The 21,771-nt window shown below is 42.9% G+C and carries 18 protein-coding genes, 1 tRNA gene and 1 pseudogene; 8 read left to right on the top strand and 12 right to left on the bottom strand.

Going from position 1 to position 21,771, the window contains the following annotated elements:
- Positions 1-70: 70 nt before the first annotated feature.
- Positions 71-1,051: a FecR family protein gene (locus LT679_RS04500; protein ID WP_232175911.1), complete on the bottom strand. Its 981-nt coding sequence runs from the start codon at positions 1,049-1,051 to the stop codon at positions 71-73.
- Positions 1,052-1,252: 201 nt separating this feature from the next.
- On the opposite strand from LT679_RS04500, the gene LT679_RS04505 reads away from it, so the two are divergent.
- Positions 1,253-2,608 (top strand): S41 family peptidase, encoded by a 1,356-nt coding sequence (locus LT679_RS04505; protein WP_232175912.1) that lies wholly within the window; start codon positions 1,253-1,255, stop codon positions 2,606-2,608.
- Positions 2,609-2,610: 2 nt separating this feature from the next.
- Here LT679_RS04505 and LT679_RS04510 read toward each other — a convergent pair whose 3' ends face one another.
- From LT679_RS04510 to LT679_RS04535, 6 genes and pseudogenes are all read right to left on the bottom strand, one after another.
- Entirely contained in the window at positions 2,611-4,314 is a 1,704-nt protein-coding gene (locus LT679_RS04510; protein WP_262909233.1) for a GH39 family glycosyl hydrolase, read from the bottom strand.
- A 124-nt stretch (positions 4,315-4,438) separates the two neighbouring features.
- A pseudogene (locus LT679_RS04515) lies at positions 4,439-4,717 on the bottom strand (DUF2200 domain-containing protein); the annotation flags it as partial.
- Between the two features lie 63 nt (positions 4,718-4,780).
- Positions 4,781-7,054 (bottom strand): catalase/peroxidase HPI, encoded by a 2,274-nt coding sequence (katG, locus tag LT679_RS04520; protein ID WP_262909234.1) that lies wholly within the window; start codon positions 7,052-7,054, stop codon positions 4,781-4,783.
- A gap of 423 nt (positions 7,055-7,477) precedes the next feature.
- A tRNA-Cys gene (locus tag LT679_RS04525) sits at positions 7,478-7,548 on the bottom strand.
- A 9-nt stretch (positions 7,549-7,557) separates the two neighbouring features.
- The gene (locus tag LT679_RS04530; RefSeq protein ID WP_232175915.1) at positions 7,558-8,721 is read right to left on the bottom strand and encodes a TlpA disulfide reductase family protein; all 1,164 of its coding nucleotides are present in this window, start codon (positions 8,719-8,721) and stop codon (positions 7,558-7,560) included.
- 245 nt (positions 8,722-8,966) lie between these two features.
- On the bottom strand, positions 8,967-9,824 hold the full coding sequence (locus tag LT679_RS04535) for a fructosamine kinase family protein (protein WP_232175917.1): 858 nt from the start codon (positions 9,822-9,824) through the stop codon (positions 8,967-8,969).
- 80 nt (positions 9,825-9,904) lie between these two features.
- Here LT679_RS04535 and lepA point away from each other — a divergent pair, with 80 nt between their 5' ends.
- Together lepA and LT679_RS04545 are read left to right on the top strand one after the other, a co-directional pair.
- Positions 9,905-11,692 (top strand): translation elongation factor 4, encoded by a 1,788-nt coding sequence (gene lepA / locus LT679_RS04540; RefSeq protein WP_232175919.1) that lies wholly within the window; start codon positions 9,905-9,907, stop codon positions 11,690-11,692.
- A 110-nt stretch (positions 11,693-11,802) separates the two neighbouring features.
- On the top strand, positions 11,803-12,684 hold the full coding sequence (locus tag LT679_RS04545) for a bifunctional 5,10-methylenetetrahydrofolate dehydrogenase/5,10-methenyltetrahydrofolate cyclohydrolase (protein ID WP_232175920.1): 882 nt from the start codon (positions 11,803-11,805) through the stop codon (positions 12,682-12,684).
- A 53-nt stretch (positions 12,685-12,737) separates the two neighbouring features.
- Here the strand turns inward: LT679_RS04545 and LT679_RS04550 are convergent, their stop codons facing one another.
- Both LT679_RS04550 and LT679_RS04555 read right to left on the bottom strand, forming a co-directional pair.
- Entirely contained in the window at positions 12,738-13,775 is a 1,038-nt protein-coding gene (locus tag LT679_RS04550; protein WP_232175922.1) for a glycosyltransferase family 2 protein, read from the bottom strand.
- Positions 13,775-14,656, bottom strand: coding sequence for a lysophospholipid acyltransferase family protein (locus LT679_RS04555; protein WP_232175924.1), 882 nt, complete (start codon positions 14,654-14,656; stop codon positions 13,775-13,777). Before LT679_RS04555 ends, LT679_RS04550 begins: the two co-directional genes overlap by 1 nt.
- A 36-nt stretch (positions 14,657-14,692) precedes the next feature.
- Between LT679_RS04555 and LT679_RS04560 the strand changes: the two genes are divergently transcribed.
- Together LT679_RS04560 and LT679_RS04565 are read left to right on the top strand one after the other, a co-directional pair.
- Positions 14,693-15,304 (top strand): WbqC family protein, encoded by a 612-nt coding sequence (locus LT679_RS04560; RefSeq protein WP_232175926.1) that lies wholly within the window; start codon positions 14,693-14,695, stop codon positions 15,302-15,304.
- An 89-nt stretch (positions 15,305-15,393) separates the two neighbouring features.
- On the top strand, positions 15,394-16,341 hold the full coding sequence (locus LT679_RS04565) for a ligand-gated ion channel (protein WP_232175928.1): 948 nt from the start codon (positions 15,394-15,396) through the stop codon (positions 16,339-16,341).
- 175 nt (positions 16,342-16,516) lie between these two features.
- Here the strand turns inward: LT679_RS04565 and LT679_RS04570 are convergent, their stop codons facing one another.
- Positions 16,517-17,734, bottom strand: coding sequence for a GAF domain-containing sensor histidine kinase (locus tag LT679_RS04570; RefSeq protein ID WP_232175930.1), 1,218 nt, complete (start codon positions 17,732-17,734; stop codon positions 16,517-16,519).
- A gap of 254 nt (positions 17,735-17,988) precedes the next feature.
- On the opposite strand from LT679_RS04570, the gene ruvB reads away from it, so the two are divergent.
- From ruvB to LT679_RS04585, 3 genes are all read left to right on the top strand, one after another.
- Entirely contained in the window at positions 17,989-19,011 is a 1,023-nt protein-coding gene (gene ruvB / locus LT679_RS04575) for a Holliday junction branch migration DNA helicase RuvB (RefSeq protein ID WP_232175932.1), read from the top strand.
- Positions 19,012-19,026: 15 nt separating this feature from the next.
- A complete protein-coding gene (locus tag LT679_RS04580) occupies positions 19,027-20,121 on the top strand; it encodes a Gfo/Idh/MocA family protein (protein ID WP_232175933.1) in 1,095 nt (364 codons plus the stop codon).
- A 74-nt stretch (positions 20,122-20,195) separates the two neighbouring features.
- Positions 20,196-21,047, top strand: a complete 852-nt coding sequence (locus LT679_RS04585; protein WP_232175935.1) for a polysaccharide deacetylase family protein — start codon at positions 20,196-20,198, stop codon at positions 21,045-21,047.
- Positions 21,048-21,097: 50 nt separating this feature from the next.
- On the opposite strand, the gene LT679_RS04590 is transcribed toward LT679_RS04585, so the two are convergent.
- Entirely contained in the window at positions 21,098-21,298 is a 201-nt protein-coding gene (locus tag LT679_RS04590) for a hypothetical protein (protein WP_232175938.1), read from the bottom strand.
- Positions 21,299-21,310: 12 nt separating this feature from the next.
- On the bottom strand, positions 21,311-21,682 hold the full coding sequence (locus LT679_RS04595; protein WP_232175940.1) for a SpoIIAA family protein: 372 nt from the start codon (positions 21,680-21,682) through the stop codon (positions 21,311-21,313).
- Positions 21,683-21,771: the final 89 nt, after the last annotated feature.

Consider the following 21,771-nt stretch of genomic DNA (forward strand, 5'->3'; position numbering starts at 1 on the left):
CTATTCAGTTTTTGGGGAATGCCATGCCAGTGGCATTCCTTTTTACTATATCCTGTTAAGTAATATTTTTTTAATAGATCAGATATTCTTTTTCTCCTTTCTTTTTTAAATGAAGGCCATGCATAAACAAAATGCTGTTTAATACATCCTGGCTGTTATTACGATAGTAGTTGCCGCTTACCGTTTTATTATTAAGCAAAGCTGAGTTTGTCACCTTTAACGACAGGTTGAATATATTTTCGAGGCGATGTATTACATCCTTAAGCGGTAAGTTTTCGAAAACTATTTTACCACTTGTGTATAGCTCCTGCTTGCCGGTAATGTCAGTTTTATTTACGTTCATGTTACGGCTGTACTGATTATATTCAACAAACTGTCCGGGAGTTAAGTCATGCTGCTCCCCCCCATCGCTCACCCGTACATGTCCTCGTAACAATAACACCCTAATGCGTTTTTCTTTGGTATACGCTTCAACGTTGAAAGCCGTGCCCAAAACCGTTGTAGTTAACTTACCGGCATGCACTTTAAAGGGTTTTTGAGGGTTATGAGCGACATCAAAAAAAGCTTCACCGGTTATATTCACCTCACGTGTACTATCGTTAAATAATCTGTTATCATAACTAATGGTAGTTCCCGGGTTCAGCCAAATTTTGGTTCCGTCTCTTATAACCGCATATTGCAAACTGCCGGTAATGTTGGTAATTTTTTCATAGGTAGACGTTTGTTCAATTTTTCGCTCGGCAGAATTATAGATCAAAGCACTTATTCCGACAATCAATACTAAAGTAGCCGCAATTTTGAGATAGATATATGCGGTTTTACGGACTGGTCGTTTTACCTCTTGCTGCCCGTTCACCCGTTCCATTAAGTTATCAAAGAACTGTTCCTTAAAAGCGTGCTCTAACTGAACATCATCAGTGCATTTCTCGTTATCATTAATATAATTATCAAAAACACGCATGTCATTTCCCCGGAAATACTCCTTTACCTGTTCAGTTTCCCACCTGCTGCTCTTACCCTCAAAATATCTCTTAAGTATTTCTTTATTCATTTGAGTGTTTAACCGCGGTAATGGGCGGCAATTCATTTGCTTGTTTCTTATATAATCCCGTAATGGACCATATTCCCTAGTTCAATTGAAAAAAAACTTAATAAAATATTTACTACGAATAGGGAGTTGTCGCAGCCTACTCATTATATAATAAATGCACCTATGAAAAGCTGTATAACGGGTTATATAATTTTCGCTATTATGATAATCATGATAGCGTTACCATCATGTAAAAAAAACAATGAAACCGATAATCCACTATCATTAAGTAATCAGTGGATTTTAGATAGCATGAAAGTTTACTATTACTGGAACTCAGAATTACCAGGAAAGCCTGCATCAGCATTAAGCCCGACCTCATTTTTTAAATCGCTGCTTAATCCGGCCGACCGCTTTTCTTTTATTGACAGCCCCGATGAGACCAGGACCGAGTATTCATCATTCGCATGGTATGGCTTTGAATATGCACTCATACAAATACCATCAATGCCCAATCAACTAATTGGAACAATAACGCTGGTTGTGCCGGGCGGGCCTGCCGATAGGCAGGGACTTAAGCGTGGCGATATGTTTACGTCTGTAAACGGAACAGACATTACGTTGGGTACGGCATCATCAATAAAACAAACACTCGCACGGGGCGATGGAGTTATCCTTCAGCTATCTACATTGCATAACAACACCTTAACACCTTCAATAAAAGTGAAAATATACTATGCGAGGTTTGCTGAGCCGGCCGTGTATAAAACACGCATTTTCTCAAACGGCACAATAAAGGTAGGTTATATATTTTACAACTGGTTTGATGGACGGCAGGACTATGATGTTCTTGATTCACTTAATAAATTGAAGAATGAGGGAGTATCTAAGCTAATTATCGATCTGCGTTATAATCCTGGTGGTGATGTATCCTCAGCCGCTAAAATAGCAGCAACCGTAACTCCTACCACAGCTAACCAACTTTTCGCTATCTATCAGGCGAACAACAATGGTGGCCGTTTGCCTAAAACATTTAACGATTTAATTACAGAAAATTCGTTTACCCCTCAAGATTTTAATGAACTGACTGCCCGCCGAATCAACCTGCAAAGCGTAATTATTTTGACCACAGGTTCAACGGCCTCAGCCGCAGAATTACTGGTTAACAACCTTAAGCCTTTTGTAACTGTCACTCAAATTGGCAGCAAAAGCATGGGTAAGGATATGGCGAGTTTTGCTATTAGCGACCTTAGAGAACCTAAACTGGTTAACCTAACCATGCATCCCTTAATATTTAAACTTTACAACGCCAAAGGGATGGGTGATTACGCAAACGGCTTGCCGCCAGATTATTTAGTAGACGAATTTTCTACATTGCCCTTATTACCATTTGGCGATCCCAATGATCCGTTGTTGAAAAAAGCTTTAACAATAACAGGAATCCAGCCCGAAGCAAGCCTTACTAAAACGAAAACAACTAAAACATTAGCCGCGCCTTATGCAACTACCGTAGTTATCGCTAAACGGAATTTGCCCATGTTAGTTAAAAAGCCAAGTAAATTTAAAAACGCACATTAACACTACCACTCAAGCAAAGCAAGTGCTACAGCGTGGCGTTGCAACTTAACTTCCAAAGTTATTTTGCCTGCCTTTGGCTTTACTTTACTGTTTAAAATACGGCTTAATTGCCCGGCCTTTTCTAATTCGGTTATTTGCGCTGCGGTTGGATTTTGCGGCGAACCCATTTTTTTCCACACCTCGTACGCATTGCTGTTATTTTTATCGATCATGTAAATGCTCAGGCTTGCCTTTTTTGCGGTAAGACCTGCAATTTGCAGGCTAACGGTTTCGTAAGCAGCCGGCTTATCATCATCGTGGTAATTCCACAGCATAATACTTGCTGTTTGTTTGCTCTTCGCGGCCAATCCACCAATATCAGACAAAGCGCCATGTACGCTATTTTTTACAACGCTATCCAATGCAACCATTCTGTTCGATTGGACTTGCACGCGGCCCCCCTTCATCATGCCCAGCATTCTGAAAACGTTCAACACAGGTTTATCTACCCCGTTAGTGGCCAGATCTCGGAAACCATAAAACCAGGGCTGATCCTCAAACTCAAAAGACCAGCTTACCGCGCCTAACAAATTAGCTTTTTTACGGGTGGCCAGCTCATACTTACGGGCAAAAGAGGCAGCGGTATAGCTGGAATACATTACCCCGTTGCGGTAGGCGTTCTCCGGGTTTGTGGCCATACCACAGGCCGCGCAGCCTTCCGGGTCCGATTCACCAACTATCAGCGGTAGGTTTTTTGTTTGTTGATACGATTGAGCAATTTCCATCCCGGTACGAATGTCTTGCAATTGCGGCGCCATATCCATTCGGATATTTCCGTTCACCAGCCTCGGCCATCCCTTAGCATGGAATAAAACGGCATCTAACGGCGAACCTACCCTGCCGGTTGCGTAATTTTTGCCGCTTATGCAATGTTCAATGAACTGGCGCGTCCATTCTATTGCTCCTTTCGTGCGCGTTCCGGCAATATTGATACCGCCGATTTTAGCTGTTGGCAAAGCCTTTTTTAATCCGTCAGCTGCATAATCATATAATTTAAAGAACTCCTCACGCGTACCTTTCCAATAAGCGCCGTTGGGCTCGTTCCAAACCTCCCAATACCAGCTTTCCACTTCCTTTTGGCCATATCGTTCTACAGAATGCTTTACCCACTGATACACCAGTTCGCGCCATTTATCGTAATCTTTAGGTGGATAAGCCCACCCGGTAATAATATCATTGTAAGGGTCGCCGGGCTTCCAGTAATGGCGGTAAGGCTCCGGATGTGTAGACAATGCTTGCGGCATAAAGCCTATCTGTGCCAGCGGTTTCATACCGCGATTAACGTAAGTATCAAAAATACTGTCGATAATAGCCCAGTTGTAAATCGGTTTTCCGCTGGCATCTTCAGTATAAGCATTGGTTGAACCCCATTTAAGTGCGGCCGTTCCATCGCCCGTTACCAATAAACTGTGTGTACGCACATAAACCGGCACTGGACTTAGTTTCGATAGTTCAGTAAGCAACTTCTTGCCATCTTTCATGTAAGTATAATTTGGTTCGTCGTAACCAAACCACGCCCAAATGGGTTTCATTGGTTCGATAACGCGGTTAAGGTCGACACTTACCTGTGGTTGCTGTGCAAAGGCATTAAAGAAGGAAGTCAAACTTAATAACAAAATGCTACTAAAGCGCTTAGCGCATTTGGGAAGGCTTGAAAAATTGAGCATAACAGGCTTACTAATAGGTATACGGCAAAATACACATATTATCTATAAGTGTGGATATTAATTGTTGATTATACAACAAAAAAGCAACCATATGTAGGTTGCTTATACATATGGGCTCTATATATTATTTACGAAGTATTTTATCCAGGGATTTACCCTTGGCAAGTTCATCAACGAGCTTATCCAGAAAACGAACTTTTTGAGTAATTGGATTATCAATTTCTTCTACCCGGTAACCGCAAATCAGCCCGGTAATTAATGACGCTCGTGGATTAATTGTAGCCTGAGCGAAGAAACCCTCGAAACTAACCTTCGCGTTAATTAACTCCTGTATCATTTCGGCATCAAAGCCTGTGAGCCAAGTAATCACCTGATGCAGTTCATCAACAGTGCGGCCCTTTACGTAACTTTTGGTTTGCCTGCTAAAAAATCGGCCGGTTTTATGATTATTCTTCGCAACTTATTTTTACACCAAATCAAACCTGTCCAAATTCATCACTTTGGTCCATGCTGCTATAAAATCACTAACAAATTTTTGCTGCGCATCATTGCTTGCATAAACTTCAGCAACCGCACGCAGCTCAGAATTTGAACCGAATACCAGGTCGGCACGGGTACCGCTCCAACGTAGCTCACCTGTTTTGCGGTCAGTGCCTTCGTATACCTCCCTATCCGGAGATGCCGCTTTCCAGGCAGTACTCATGTCCAGCAGGTTTACAAAGAAATCGTTGGTTAATTGCCCCGGCCGTTGCGTAAACACACCGTGTTTTGAACCATCGTAGTTTGTTTCCAGCACGCGTAAACCGCCTACCAATACCGTGAGTTCAGGAGCAGTAAGTGTTAGTAGCTGCGCTTTATCAATCAATAACTCTTCGGTTGATACACGCACTTTTTTACGGTAGTTACGGAAACCATCAGCAATTGGTTCCAGGTAGCCGAATGACTCAACATCGGTTTTTTCTTGAGAAGCATCCATGCGCCCGGCTGCAAAAGGTACTGTAACGTCATGCCCAGCAGCCCTGGCAGCCTTTTCGATACCTACGTTACCTGCCAGCACAATTAAATCAGCCAGCGAGATCTTCTTACTTGATGTTTGCGCTCCGTTAAAATCTTTTTGAATTGCTTCGAGCACGTCGAGCACTTTTTGTAGTTGCGGAGGATTATTAACCTGCCAGTATTTTTGCGGAGCCAGGCTTATACGTGCGCCATTAGCACCGCCACGTTTATCTGAACCGCGGAAGGTTGATGCTGATGCCCATGCTGTTGATACCAGCTCAGATATCGACAAACCAGAATCCGCTATTTTAGCCTTTAAAATATCGATATCGTTTTCATCAACCAAAACATGGTCAACTGCCGGTATTGGATCCTGCCACAAAAGTTCCTCCTGCGGAACGTCAGGGCCTAAATAACGCTCACGGGGGCCCATATCACGGTGCGTTAATTTAAACCAGGCGCGCGCAAATGCATCAGCAAAAGCGTCCGGATTTTCTAAAAAGCGTCTTGATATTTTTTCATATGCCGGATCAAACCTGAGCGCCAAGTCAGTAGTTAGCATGGTCGGCTTGTGCTTTTTAGCACCGTCATATGCATCAGGAATGATAGTCTCGTCTGTTTTAGCTACCCATTGGTGAGCACCAGCAGGGCTTTTGGTAAGCTGCCACTCAAAACCAAACAGGTTCTCAAAAAAATTATTACTCCATTGGGTCGGAGTTTTTGTCCAGATAACTTCAAGCCCGCTGGTAATGGTATCAGCACCTTTACCTGAGCCATATTTATTATTCCAGCCGAAGCCTTGTTGTTCAATATCAGCAGCTTCCGGCTCTTTGCCCACATTATCAGCAGGTGCTGCGCCGTGTGTTTTACCAAAGGTATGCCCACCGGCAATTAACGCCACTGTTTCCTCGTCATTCATCGCCATTCGTCCAAAGGTGTCACGTATATCCTTAGCAGCCATTATCGGGTCGGGGTTACCATCCGGGCCTTCGGGATTTACGTAAATCAAACCCATCTGTACCGCTGCCAACGGTTTTTCAAGATTACGCGAGTGGATATTACCGTCGGCATCATCGTCAGATACCAATACGCCATGATTTTCCTGGACACCCTCTGAACCATTTGCATAGCGCAAATCGCCACCAAGCCAGGTACGTTCTTCACCCCAGTAAACTGATTCATCCGGCTCCCAAACATCCTCACGCCCGCCGGCGAAACCAAAGGTTTTAAAGCCCATTGATTCTAAAGCTACATTTCCGGTAAGTATCATTAAATCAGCCCATGATATTTTGTTGCCGTATTTTTGTTTGATAGGCCATAATAACCTACGGGCTTTATCTAAACTTACGTTATCTGGCCAGCTATTGAGTGGAGCAAAGCGTTGCATACCGGCACCCGCACCACCCCGGCCATCAGTTACGCGGTAAGTACCTGCGCTGTGCCAGGCCATACGGATGAACAGGCCACCGTAGTGACCAAAATCAGCCGGCCACCAATCCTGCGAATCGGTCATCAGCGCGTGCAGGTCGGTTTTTACGGCTTCCAGATCAAGACTTTTAAAAGCTTCGGCATAATTAAAATCCTTATCCAAGGGGTTTGATAAAGATGATTGCTGGCGCAGAATACCAATCTTTAATTGATTAGGCCACCAGTCGCGATTGCGGGTACCGCCACCGCCAACATTGTGTTTCATTGTGCCATTGTGAAAAGGGCATTTACTGATGTCATTTGATCCGTTTTCCATAATTTATAAGTTTATTAATCAATGTCTTTTTTGATTTAACAACGTAAATGTATGGCATAAAAATGTACAATCACAATCAATATATTCTATGCTAAATAGTTAAAAACTATCGGCATACACATAGAATGAGATGTTGACATGAATCGAGTTTGTTAAAACAGATTGATGAAGAAAAAATCAGATCAGGCAAGAAAATAAAAGGAGCGGCCACAATGACCTCAGCCGCTCCTTGCTGCGTAGTTTAACACCCTAACACAGTTTTTTTGACAGAAATGCTATAGCAATTTCTGCCTTGGAGGTGCTATCTCAGCAGCTCGTCAAATAGTCAGTTAATAGTTAAAATTTTGATTTGAAGTATTGGCCCGGCGCAGGAGCGCCAGGGCCATCTTCAGCAGCACAAAGAACCACCACTTGTGCTAAGAGAGGTTGGGAACGGATTCGAACCGTCGTAAAAGGTTTTGCAGACCTCCGCCTCACCGCTCGGCCACCCTACCGTTATTGATTTACTTACCACGCGTGCTCGCCGTAGTTAGTTGTTTATTGTCTTTGTAAATTTCATTCAGCTTTGCTGATAGTTTATCGCCGGTAAGATTTTTGGCTACAATTTTTCCATCCGGTCCTATTAAAAAGTTTTGCGGTATGGCTCGCACACCGTATAATTCAGCCACCTCGTTCTTCCAGTATTTAAGGTCTGATACCTGTGTCCAGGCTAATTTATCATCGTCAATGGCTTTTAACCAGGCATCGCGATTGCTGTCAAGCGAAACGCCCAATATGGTAAAGCTCCTATCTTTATATTGATTATATGCGGATACCACATTCGGATTCTCATTTCGGCAAGGGCCGCACCATGATGCCCAGAAGTCAACCAATACATATTTGCCTTTGAATGATGCTAAAGAAACCTGCTTCCCATCTTTATCAGCTTGGGAAAATTGCGGAGCCGTAGCACCAACTGCTGTTTTTTTCCAGCCATCCAGCCATTTTTGATGTTGCGCACCAGCCTTGCTGCTTTTAACCTGTTTGGATAAAGCGGTATATAACGGCTCCACTTCAGCAGCTTCCGGGAAATATCCACCATAAGTTTTTAAGGCATCCAACGCTATTAACGAGTTTTGGTGCGATTTAATGAATGGTACGAGTATAGCTTTTTGTTCATTTTCAATGGCCTCTACCCTTTTGTCAAGTTCAGCTTCAGCCTGGCTGGTTTGCTGATGTTTAGGTAAGCTGCCATAGGCACGGTATTCCGCACGTAACCTGTCTGTATAAGGTTTAAGCGCAACGGTTAATTCAATGTTGTCCTTATTTAATTGTCCGGCATTAATAGCCGCTTTGGCTATTGAGTCTGTTGCCTGTAAATTGATATTGCCGTTTTCAAGGTAAAGAGTTAAGCGGTCGGCATTACGCTGTTGCTGAAAGTTTTCGGTATTGCGGGTTATAGTCAAAGTAGCTTTTGTTGCCTCAGGCAACGGGCCTTTGAATGAAAAACTTCCTTTCTGAACTTCGGCAGAGTCTGCAACAGTACCGGCGTCGGTACGGTATTGCAGATACGCCTTACCGCTGCTATTAAAATTCTTGATATCTCCCTTTAAATTAAAATTGATTTGTTGTGCAAATAAAACAGAAGGCAGCACCAGGCCTGCGGTAAATAGTATATACTTTGTCATGATAGTTGTGTTGTTGATAAACGAATGGAATAGTTATTAAAAGAGTTGTCTCCTTAAAAACATATCAACAACAATAGAAAAAGGCCTTTAGTAAACGGCTCAATTGAGAATTAGGGTAGATGCAGGTCGTGTTCATTTGTTATTCTTATTGACAAGACAAATATACTACTAAATCTATAGAATTTATATAAAATAATAAATATCTTATTATCACTTTGATTATCAATATATTAAAAATCACCCTATTAAACATATAATGACAAATTATTCAGTAGCTGCTGCCTATACATCGCCCCAAACAAATTAAGATGTATTAACAGCGGATAGATATTCCATAGTTTTAAACGTTGCTGCCAGCCTTTGTTTAAGGGAAAAGAATTATTATATGCACCATAAAACTCCTTATTGAAACCACCGAACAAAGTCGTCATCGCTATATCAAACTCCCGGTGTCCGTAACTCGCCGCAGGATCAATTAAGTAAGGTTTGCCCCTACCGCTTATCAAGTAATTGCCACCCCACAAATCACCGTGAATAAGGCTTGGTTTTTCTTCATCAAACAACTCAGGGAGCTTGTTATACAATCTTTCAACCAGCTTTATGTCTTCGGTATTTAGCAAATCTCTTTCCTTCGCCATGCTTATCAAAGGCGTTAGTCGCTCTTTAACAAAAAACTCAGCCCATGTAGTATGCTGTTTATTGCTTTGATTTAGCGAACCTATATAATTGTCATAAGGCAAACCAAAGCTTTCGGCGCTTACGCGATGCATAGCGGCTAATTGCTCGCCTAATTCGCGCGTATTAACCGCGTCAGCTTTTTTCGTATCAATCCATTCAAGTACCAGATAGCTCTTATCGCCGGCATCGCCTTGCATAATTACATGAGGCACGGCGATAGTTTGGGTTGAGCGTATCAGCTCCAGCCCTCTCGTCTCAACATCGAACATGCCCGGAAACTTGTGCTTACTATTAGTCTTTAAAAAGTAGATGTTCTTAGATGTATTTAAACAAAACGCGTTATTAATATCCCCGCCACTTACAGGTTGGTAAGTTGTTATATGCTGATTTAATTGCTGTTCAATTGCACTTAACAATGCTTCCATAGGTTCAAATTTCGCGTTAGTAAATATCCGCGTAGTACATTGCAAATTTATCAAGGCAAAAAACTATTTTTGCGGTTCTGATGAAGCATATTCGTAACTTTTGTATTATAGCACACATTGACCACGGCAAAAGCACTTTAGCCGATAGGTTACTTGAATACACCAACACCATTACCCAGCGCGAAAGCCAGGCCCAGTTGCTTGACGATATGGACCTTGAGCGTGAACGCGGTATTACCATTAAAAGCCATGCCATACAAATGGATTATGTGCTTGATGGTGAAAAATACACCCTTAATTTGATTGATACGCCGGGACACGTGGATTTCTCTTACGAGGTATCACGCTCAATTGCCGCCTGCGAAGGCGCATTATTGATTGTTGACGCGGCGCAGGGTATACAGGCCCAAACCATATCAAACCTTTACCTGGCTTTGGAGAATGACCTGGAAATAATCCCGGTATTAAATAAAATGGACCTTCCGGGAGCTATGCCGGAGGAGGTGAAAGATCAGATTGTTGACCTGATAGGCTGTAAACGTGAGGACATTTTAGCAGCGTCCGGCAAAACCGGTATGGGTGTGCATGATATTTTGCGCGCCATTGTTGAGCGTGTGCCTGCACCTGTAGGTGATCCTGACGCGCCGCTGCAAGCATTGATTTTTGATTCCGTTTTCAACTCATTTCGTGGTATCATCGCTTACTTTAAAGTAGTTAACGGTGAGATCCGTAAAAATGATAAGGTAAAATTCGTAGCTACCGAAAAGCAGTATTTGGCTGATGAGGTAGGTACATTAAAACTTCGCCCGCTGGCTAAGGATGTTATCAAAACAGGCGACGTAGGTTATATTATTTCCGGTATTAAAGAAGCGCGTGAGGTTAAGGTTGGTGATACCATTACCCAGGTTGACCGCCCTTGTGCCGAAGGTATTCAGGGTTTTGAGGAAGTAAAACCAATGGTATTCGCCGGCATTTACCCGGTAGATACGGAAGACTACGAAGAGCTACGTGAATCAATGGCCAAGCTACAGCTTAATGATGCTTCGCTGGTTTTTGAGCCGGAGTCGTCAGCCGCGTTAGGCTTTGGTTTCCGTTGCGGCTTCCTGGGCATGCTGCACATGGAGATCATCCAGGAACGTTTGGAACGTGAGTTCAATATGACGGTGATTACCACCGTTCCCAACGTATCGTACATCGCTTACACCACAAAAGGCGATAGCATGCTGGTAAACAACCCATCCGACCTGCCCGATCCAAGCAAAATAGATTTTGTAGAGGAGCCATATATTAAGGCCACTATCATCACCAAGTCCGACTTTGTGGGGCCGGTAATGTCATTATGTATCAATAAACGTGGGGTTATCGTAAACCAGTCTTATTTAACGTCCGACCGTGTGGAGCTCATTTTTGAGATGCCGATGGGCGAGATAGTATTTGATTTTTACGATAAGCTGAAAACCATATCAAAAGGCTACGCCTCGTTTGATTATCATCAGATAGGTTACCGCCAGTCAGACCTGGTAAAACTGGACATTCGCCTGAACAGCGAGCCTGTGGATGCGCTATCATCATTGATACACCGCAGCAACTCGTACGATTTTGGTAAAAAGATCTGCGAAAAGCTGAAAGAGCTTTTACCGCGCCAACAATTCGAAATCGTTATCCAGGCGTCAATCGGTGCTAAGATCATCGCCCGCGAAACGGTGAAAGCCATGCGTAAAGACGTTACCGCCAAATGTTACGGTGGTGATATATCGCGTAAGCGTAAACTATTAGAAAAACAAAAAGCAGGTAAAAAGCGCATGCGCCAGGTAGGTAACGTTGAGATACCACAAAGCGCGTTTATGGCGGTTTTGAAACTGGATTAAGTGTCCCCCTGCCCCTGAAGGGGGTGTTATTGGCGACTTATATATCTGCTTTCCTTCAAGGGGGTTGGGAAGCTAAACTTTTATTCCCCATTTAGGGGTTAGGAGACTAAATGAATTTATTAGACGGAAAATACGTATCAGAAAAACTTAAGGTGGAAATAGCTGAGCAAGCGGCTATTATTCTGGAAAAAACCGGCCGTAAGCCACATTTAGTGGCGGTATTGGTTGGGCATGATGGCGGCAGCGAAACTTATGTGGCCAGCAAGATGAAAAACTGCGAAAAGGTGGGTTTTAAATCGACACTGGTACGTTATGAAGATACCGTTACCGAAGAAGAATTACTGAAAAAGGTTGAGGAACTTAATGCCGATGCTGATATTGACGGCATTATTGTGCAGCTACCATTACCAAAACACATCGACCCGGAAAAGGTAACCGAGCGCATAGACCACCGTAAGGATGTTGACGGCTTTCACCCGGTAAACCTGGGCCGTATGCAGCGCAACCTGCCATCGTTCATCCCGGCTACACCTTATGGCATCACACTGATGCTTAAGGAATATGGTATTGAAACCGCAGGTAAGCATTGTGTAGTGGTTGGCCGCAGTAATATAGTTGGTTCCCCAATGAGTATATTAATGGCGCGTAATACGCAGCCGGGTAACTGTACGGTTACCATTTGCCACAGTCGTACACCGGATATTAAAAAGTTTACGCTGGATGCTGATATATTGATCGTGGCCATCGGTAAAAAGAATTTTATTACTGCCGATATGGTTAAAGATGGCGTTGTAATAATTGACGTAGGCATGAACCGTGAAACATCGGCCACCACAAAATCAGGCTATAAGTTATATGGCGACGTTGATTTTGAGAACGTAGCGCCAAAATCCTCATGGATCACCCCGGTACCGGGCGGCGTTGGATTAATGACCATTGTTGGCTTGCTTAAAAACACTTTAGCATCAGCCAATAAAGAAGTTTACCAATAAGCAAAAATGGCTCGCTTGATTAAGCGAGCCATTTTTGCTATTATAAATATTTACTATTTGTAAAAGAACTCCTCAGGTATATCAGTAAACCGGTGCTTTTTGCCCACAAAAAATGCCGATACTATACTGCCTTTATACATGCCGGTAAGTGATTTTACACTTCCTTTTTTTTCGCCCTTATGCTTGGATGCTTTGAATAGCTGTCGCACAAAATTCTGATGCGCCTTGCTCACCGCCCAGGCATCCTTGCGTTTACCCTCACCTAAAAATCGGAACAGCGCTAACAGATCCAGCCAAAAACGCAGACCAATTACAAACGTTGCCCGGCCAAATGGTAGGTTATTTTTTAACAGCAACAGGTTGTTACGGAAGTTAAGATAAGTTTTAAACGGATTTTCGGTATTCAGCGTACCGCCGCCCACATGGTAAACGGTTGATTCGGCGCAGTACATTACCTTGTACCCCATATTCTTCAATCGCCAGCAAAGGTCAATCTCTTCCATGTGGGCGAAAAAACGTTCGTCAAACCCACCGGACTCTTCCCAGCATTTCCTTTTAATAAACAAAGCCGCACCTGATGCCCAGAACACCTCTCCTGACTGATCGTATTGCCCTTTGTCCTCCTCTATCTCATAAAAAATACGGCCACGGCAAAACGGGTAACCAAAATGATCAATAAAACCACCGGCAGCACCGGCATGTTCAAACATTTTCTTATCAGCGTATGATCGTATTTTAGGGGATGCCGCCGCAATACGTTCATCACTTTCCATTAAGGCAATCACCGGCTCTATCCAACCGGGCTGTACTTCTATGTCCGAATTCAAAAGTATGAAATAGTCGGCATCAACCTTTTCGAGCACACGGTTATAACCTCCGGTAAAGCCATAATTTTCGTCGTTCTTAATTATGGTTACCGCCGGATAAACGCTCGAAACCCACTCCACCGAACTATCGGTTGAGCCATTGTCGCCAAGTACGATCTCAAGGTTTTGCCAGGTTGAGGCCATTACCGAAGGCAAAAATTGCTGTAAGTGTGAAAGCCCGTTCCAGTTTAAAATAACAGCCGCAACTTTAGGTATATCGTTCATTAATGCTTATCCTCCGGCTTAAATTTCCAGCGCCTGTGCGTCCAAAGCCAGTATTGCGGCTGTTGCCTTATCATGTTCTCTAAATATTTTACGTGAAGTTCAGTAACCTCATATTCTGCCGTTTGTTTTGGATTTTCGGCAAGTGGCACAAAGGTACAAGTATAATACCCTCTTTTCACCCGCTTTATATCACAAAAAACCACTACCGCGTCCATCATTTTCGCCAGCTTTTCAATCCCTAAAAAAACAGCCGTTGGCTGGTTTAAAAAAGTGGTAAAGTACTGCGCTTCGTGCTGCACGGGTGTTTGGTCGGCCACTAAAACCGTTATTGAAATTTGCCTGCGTATATCGCTCATTTTGCGCAGCGTGTTTTTCATAGCTACCAGCGTAGCGCCAAACCGCGACCGAACATGAATAAAAAAACGCTCGAAAATCTTGTTGCTTAACGGCTTATAAACAATCAGCCGGGGCCTATCAGTAATTATCCCCAGGCCCAGAGCCGACATTTCCCAGTTACCATAATGCCCTACTGCCCCTATCACGCTGCGGCCCTGCTCAAAGTAGCTGTTAATCAGTTCTACATTTAAAACTTTGATACGTTTGACAATCTGCCGTTCAGACAGGGTAATGCCCTTAATGATCTCTACAATAAGATCAGCAAAGTAGCGAAAAAAATCACGCTCAATTTTACTCCGCTCCTCATCGCTTTTCTCAGGGAAAGCATTACGCAGATTTTGCTGTACCACCTTACGCCTGTAGCCTGTAACAGAGTAAATTACAACAAATAACACATCAGCAATAAGATACAAAAACCAAAAAGGCAATAACGATACCAGGTATAAAAAACCGATACCGATGTATGAAAGCCCTTTGTTTATCATTTATTTCTGCGAAATTTGAACACAAACATAAAATATATGATCGATAAAGGCGCAGTTCTTCCTTTGTTTTATCTACCACCGGTATCATACTTCACTCAATTAAACAAGTATAAGCCCGATATATGGATTGAACGCGAGGAGCATTTCCCAAAGCAAACCTATCGTAACCGCGCCAATATATATTCGCCCGACGGTGTTTTGAGCCTGGTAGTGCCTGTTATAAAAGGATCAAAAAATCACACCAAGATAAAGGATGTACGCATCAGTTACGATTTTAACTGGCAGCGCCTGCACTGGATGAGCCTGCAAGCCTGTTACCGCCGATCGGCTTATTTTGAATTTTACGAGGACGACTTTGCACCGTTTTACGAGCAAAAGGTTGATTACCTATTTGACTATAATCAGCAAATGCTGGAGCTGATATTAAAGCTGCTCAAAATAAAAACCGAGTTAAAGTTTACCGATAACTACGAGCATACTTACACAACCGCGATTGACCTGCGTGAAAGCATTCACCCTAAAAAAGGATTGATCACTGATAATAAGCCCTACTTTCAGGTATTTGAGGAGAGAAACGGCTTTGTGCCAGATTTAAGTATTGTTGACTTGCTGTTTAACCAGGGCCCGCAAGCGCAGTTGTATATATGACAGTAGAAAAAAGAACCCAAAAGGGCGATGACCTGCATTAAAACAACTTAACCACAAAAGGTGTTAAGCGATAGTTATAGAGTAATACCTTGAAAACTAAGCTTATATTTTTCCTTATAGTCTTTCCGTTTTTTGCGGCAATTGCCAAATCTGTGCCCGATACCGTACGCACGGATATTTATATAACCAGCATTCACGATATCAACTTCAAGGATAAGGAATACACCGTGAACCTTTGGCTCTGGATGAAATACAAGAACAAGGATTTTGATTTTGAGCGTAACCTGGAGGTGCCACTGGCAAAAACGGTTGAAAAATCATTTTCTACCGTTGATTCGTCTGACGGGCGGATATACCTGATGATGAAGCTGCAATGCGTAATGAAGGACAGTTGGAGTATTAATAACTTTCCGTTTGATAAGCAAACGCTGCGGTTCTCTATTGAAAACTCGCAATTTGACTCAGATGCGCTCGTTTTCGCGGCTGATACAGTTGGACAGCATTTCGACCCACGCCTAACTTTACGGGGCTGGAATATTGACAGCGTTGACATTGCCACCGGCATAAAAAAGTACGAAACCGGCTTTGGAGACGAAACATTAGAGAAGCCTCATACCGAATACAGCAGTTTTAAAACTAAATTAATTATTCATCGCAATGCGATGGGACTCTTTTGGAAGATGTTTTTGGGAATGTATGTAGCTTTCCTGATTGCGTACATGTGCTTTTATATACATGCCGATAGTATTGATTCTCGCTTTGGACTAAGCGTTGGCGCCTTATTCGCGGTAATTGGTAATAAATATATTATAGATGCCTCTCTACCCGATTCAACAACCTTCACCCTGGTAGATACGCTTCATGGACTAACTTTGTTATGTATACTAACCGTAATTATTTGCACGGCTTACACCTTAACGCTGATTAAGCAAGGCAAAACAAATGAATCCAGAATATTTGATATACGCAGCGGTCGCGTTGTGCTCGCCATATACATATTGTTTAATGCTTACTTTATACTGAAGGCCGGTGTTTAAACATTGCTTAAATCATATAATAAAAGTTAAGCTGCATTAAAATTCCATTAGAAATCACATCTGCGGTTATACAGATAGATATTTTGCCGTACTATTGTATCGCAGGCACCTGCCTGCTATGTGATAAGGTTTAGGTTTGAAGGCCCCGGCAGCGAGTGCAAGGGGCTTTCTATTTTTATGACACTTTACTTTGCGGAATTTTCACACTGAAAATGCTGCCGCTTCCTTGAGTTGAAGTTATATCCAAAGTTCCTTTCAGGCTGTCTATTAAATGTTTTACGAGCGACAAGCCGAACCCATACCCCTGCTCGCCGGATGTACCATGTGTAGACTCGCCTTCGCCGGAAAGAACGGCCGAAATTTTAGCGGGAGACATACCAACACCATTATCAGCCACAGTAAAGAGCAGCACGTTTTGGTTGGTGCCGATCTGTAATCCGAAACTTACCGAAACTCCACCTCCGCTGGGCGTAAATTTTATGGCGTTTGAGATGATGTTGCCGATGATCTGTAATAATTTATTTTTTGAAAATGGCACCGCTTCCGTCCCTGAGTCGGTTGTTATGGTGAGGTGGATACCCTTATTTAAAGCTTGTGGCGCATAAAGCTTTTCAAGCTTATCCTTTAACATAAGTTGGTTGTACTCATTAGCTCCTAATGCCTTAGCTGATTTGGCCAAATCAACGCTTAAAATTTCGTCGGCCAACTCGAGTATGGAATTACCACTTTTATAAATAAGGTTGATGAACTCCAGTACCTCTTCCATGTTGTTCTCATTACCCTGCTCACTGATTACCCGGGCCAAGCCAATAATTCCGCCAACAGGCCCGCGTATATCATGTGCCACCCGCTTTTTGCTTTCTAAGGCCTCGTTTGCATTTTGTTTAAGCTCCTGCAGGGTTTTATAAACTTGTAAACGGTTAACGATCTCACCGGAAATTATTTTTAGCATTTCAATCTTTTCCGGACTAAGCTGTTTGGTTTCTGCATCCATAAGGCACAAGGCACCGAGGTTATTCCCGTTAGCTGTCCGCAAGGGTACACCAAAATAATATTTTAAATTAGGTGCACCGCTAACGTATGATTTATCTTTAAACCGATCGTCTTCCGTTAAATCCGCAACTTCAAAATTTTCGTCTCCGCTTATAGTATACTGGCATACGGTTTCATCTCTTGGCAACTGCTCTACCGGTAACCCATGCCTGGCTATAGTCCATGAGGTGTAAGAGTCGATGAGGTTAATCAATGAAATATCGGTTCCTGCAATTTTTGCAGCCAGGGTGGTTAAATCCTTAAACTGTTCTTGCATCGCGCCGTAGTCAATATCATAGTCAGAAAGTTCAATAACCCTTTCCATTTCATTTGCAGGTATCGGTAACTTATTAGCTTGCATAGATTACAATTTATTTAAGCAATACTGTTTACGATTTATAAATTAACATGTTACCACCCAAAACAGTTTCGTAAAACGCAAAGTTATAGGCAATGGTTAAGTTGAAATACATAATTCAGCAAAGAATTCCTTTATCGGTAAGAAATCTTTTTTTAAACTCAACGTTTCAAAGCGTTAGCTAATTAGATAAACAAAGCGAAAATTGCTGACTACAAAATGAACCTACTCGTAAAAAATTACTAATTTCGTTGGCAATGAACGAAAATCTTGACCCGGCACGTGAGCGTTTAAGTCCGGCGGAACGTGATATTGAAAAAGTACTACGTCCGCAGGTATTTGAAGATTTTACCGGCCAGCATAAAATATTAGCCAATTTAAAAATATTTGTTCAGGCAGCCCGCCAGCGCGGCGAAGCGCTTGATCATGTTTTGCTGCATGGCCCGCCGGGTTTGGGTAAAACCACCCTGTCCCACATCATCGCTAATGAGATGGGCGTTGGAATAAAAATAACTTCGGGCCCGGTACTGGATAAGCCCGGCGACCTGGCGGGATTGCTGACTAACCTTGAAACAGGTGATATTTTGTTTATTGACGAGATACATCGCCTTAGTCCTCTGGTTGAGGAGTATCTGTACTCGGCAATGGAAGATTTTAAGATTGATATCATGCTGGAAAGCGGCCCTAACGCGCGCTCGGTACAAATATCACTTAACCCGTTTACACTTGTTGGCGCTACTACCCGATCAGGCTTACTTACTGCACCATTGCGGGCAAGGTTTGGTATAAACGCGCGTCTTGAATACTATGATGCAAAGCTACTGACAACAATATTAATGCGTTCCTCATCCATTTTGCGTACCGATATTACTGAAACCGGTGCGTTTGAAATAGCGCGCCGAAGCCGTGGCACCCCACGTATAGCCAACGCGCTATTGCGCCGTACGCGCGATTTCGCTCAGATAAAAGGTAACGGTAATATTGATACCGAGATAGCGCGCTATGCGCTCAACGCACTTAATGTAGACGAACACGGGCTTGATGAGATGGATAACAAAATACTCTCGACCATTATTGATAAATTTAAAGGTGGCCCTGTGGGTGTAAAAACCATAGCTACCGCGGTTGGTGAGGACGAAGGCACCATTGAAGAAGTGTATGAACCCTTTTTGATACAGGAAGGCTTTTTAATGCGCACCACCCGCGGGCGCGAAGTTACCGAGGCTGCCTACAAACATCTCGGCAAAATTAAACCGGGCAGCACGCCTTCGCTTTTTTAAACATATACTTGCTTTATGAAACCAATTAAATTAAGCCTGTTGCTGGTGTTTGCTTTTTTAGTGAGCGTTGGGAATGAGGTTGCTGCTCAACAACGAAAGTTGAAGGTGGTTGTGGCCGGCCTATCGCATGATCACGTGCATAATATCATGAACCAATACCGCAAAGGCGAAGTGGAAATAAGCGCTATTGCCGAACCTGATAAAAAGCTATGGCAAAAATACCGAAAGCTTTACAACCTGCCTGAGAATATTTTTTACAGCGATTTAAAGCAAGCGCTTAATAGCAGAAAACCGGATGCTGTTTTAGGCTACAATCCGGTAGCGCAGCATGTGGACGTTGTTGAAATTTGCGCGCCGCTGCATATCCCGGTTATGGTTGAAAAGCCTTTAGCCGCTACCCTTGAGCAAGCCCAACGTATTCAGGCACTCGCTAATCAATATAAAATTAAGGTACTCACCAATTACGAAACAACATGGTATAACTCGTTTAAGGAGATTTATGATCTCGCAAAAAAAGACAGCCTTGGTACTATCCGTAAAATGGTAGTGCACGATGGCCACAAAGGCCCACGCGAGATAGGCTGCAGCGAAGAGTTTTTAAGCTGGCTTACAGACCCTGTGCTAAACGGGGCGGGCGCACTTAACGACTTTGGCTGTTATGGGGCCAACCTGATGACCTGGATTATGAATGGTAAAAAACCAATAGCCGTAACCGCAATTGCCCGGCATTATAAGCCAAACGTTTACCCTAAAGTTGAAGACGACGCCACCATTTTAGTGGAATATCCAAATGCTGTTGGTCAGATAGAAGCATCCTGGAACTGGCCATTTAACATTAAGGATTGGGAGATATTCGGCAGCACTGGATATGTTCACGCTTTTAACGGGGACAACCTGCAGGTACGCTTAACGGAAAACAAAACCAATAGCCGTAAAGCAGTACCGTTAGCGGCGCCTTATAACGATCCGCTTGTGTACCTGGCTGCGGTGCTTGATGGAAAAATAGATGAATCGCACGATCAGGCTTCACTGCAATATAATATGATTGTAATGCAGATACTTGACGCCGCTAAAAAATCAATAAAACAAGGAAAACGAATTATTTTGTAGCAATTTATATTTTTGCGTACAACTTAAGGGTGGATTCACAATTCGCCCGATTACTTTTAATACTTTACACCAATATGCTTAAGCAATTTATTGCTATTACACTTTTTGCAAGCTTCGGACTTATAGCTTGCCAATCTGTATCAAACAACAACCTAAGTGCCGACAGTGCTTCTGACAAAGATACTGCGGCTACTGACACCATTAAAGCCGTGCATGCCAAAGCGGCTGATGCGGCTACAATACTGTCAAGACCACAAGTGCCCATTATCTGTTACCATCAAATCAGAAACTGGCGCCCCAAGGATTCAAAAACCGCTAAGGACTATATCATCGAGCCGGACAACTTTAAATCGCACATCAAAATGCTGGCTGATAGTGGCTATCATACCGTATTGCCCGATCAGCTTTATGATTACCTGGTATATGGCAAAGAATTACCCTCAAAACCTGTAATGCTTACTTTTGATGATACAGACCTTGACCAATTTACCATTGCCGCACCTGAACTTAAAAAGTATGGTTATAAGGCGGTATACTTTATCATGACGGTGTCTATAGGCCGGCCTAATTACATGAACAGCCAGCAAATAAAAGAACTCTCTGACGCAGGAAATATAATTGGCAGCCACACCTGGGATCACCATAACTTTAAGAAATTGAAGGGTGAAGATTGGCTCATTCAACTCGATAAACCAACAAAGCGGCTGGAAGAGATAACCGGACGTAAAATTGAATATTTTGCGTATCCATTTGGGCTATGGAATAAAGAAGGCTTACCAGAGTTAAAAAGCCGTGGTTTTAAACTGGCATTTCAGCTTGCTGAAAAACGCGACCAGGAAGACCCGCTTTATACGGTCCGCCGTATATTAGGCAGTGGTTACTGGAGTGCCAAAACGTTGCATAACAGTATGAAGAATAGCTTTTAAAACAAAGGCCTGCTTAATCAAGCAGGCCTTTGTTTTATGCGTTAAAGCATTTATTGCTCATCGTCTTCTTGTTCTTCGGCGGGCGGGCCCGGTATTCCGCTGTCGTTATCAGGCGCAACGGTATGCACCAAATCGTCGTCGGGTTTCTTCTGCTCTGTGGGCTGGTTGCCTTTTGTTAAATCATGACCCTGATTATCGGATGACTGGTGAACACTTTCATCATCACGATGTTCTTGTTTTTCTGTATTCATAGGTTGTATTTATTAATGATCTTTTTTTGCTATCCATTGAATGGCTTTATCCATCTGTACAAAACGAAACCTCTTGGAAACGCCGGGAATTAAAAACCGAAATGCTGATGTGAACATTTGTATTCCCTTGTCATCAGCCACTACAGCCACCTTGTTCCATTTGGTATAATATCTTAGTATCAGAAATAAATAAGCAAACATAGCACCGGTTGTATACTCCCAAATGCTGCTTTCTGCTAATAATATGTAATTCAAACCACCGTAAACCTTCACCAGATTATTAACCGCCGGTTCCAAAATTGTTTTAATGTCCTGCCTCGTGACATTTCCCTTTGCATGCACACCAAGTACATGGCCGGGCAAATCATCTATCTGTTTTAACATTGCGATCGGCTAATAACCATGTGCAACTTCATAAATTTATTAACCTATGCGCAAACAGCATACCATTAAACGACTAAAACTGGCACTGC

The organism is Mucilaginibacter roseus (assembly GCF_021215455.1).
Lineage (GTDB): Bacteria > Bacteroidota > Bacteroidia > Sphingobacteriales > Sphingobacteriaceae > Mucilaginibacter > Mucilaginibacter roseus.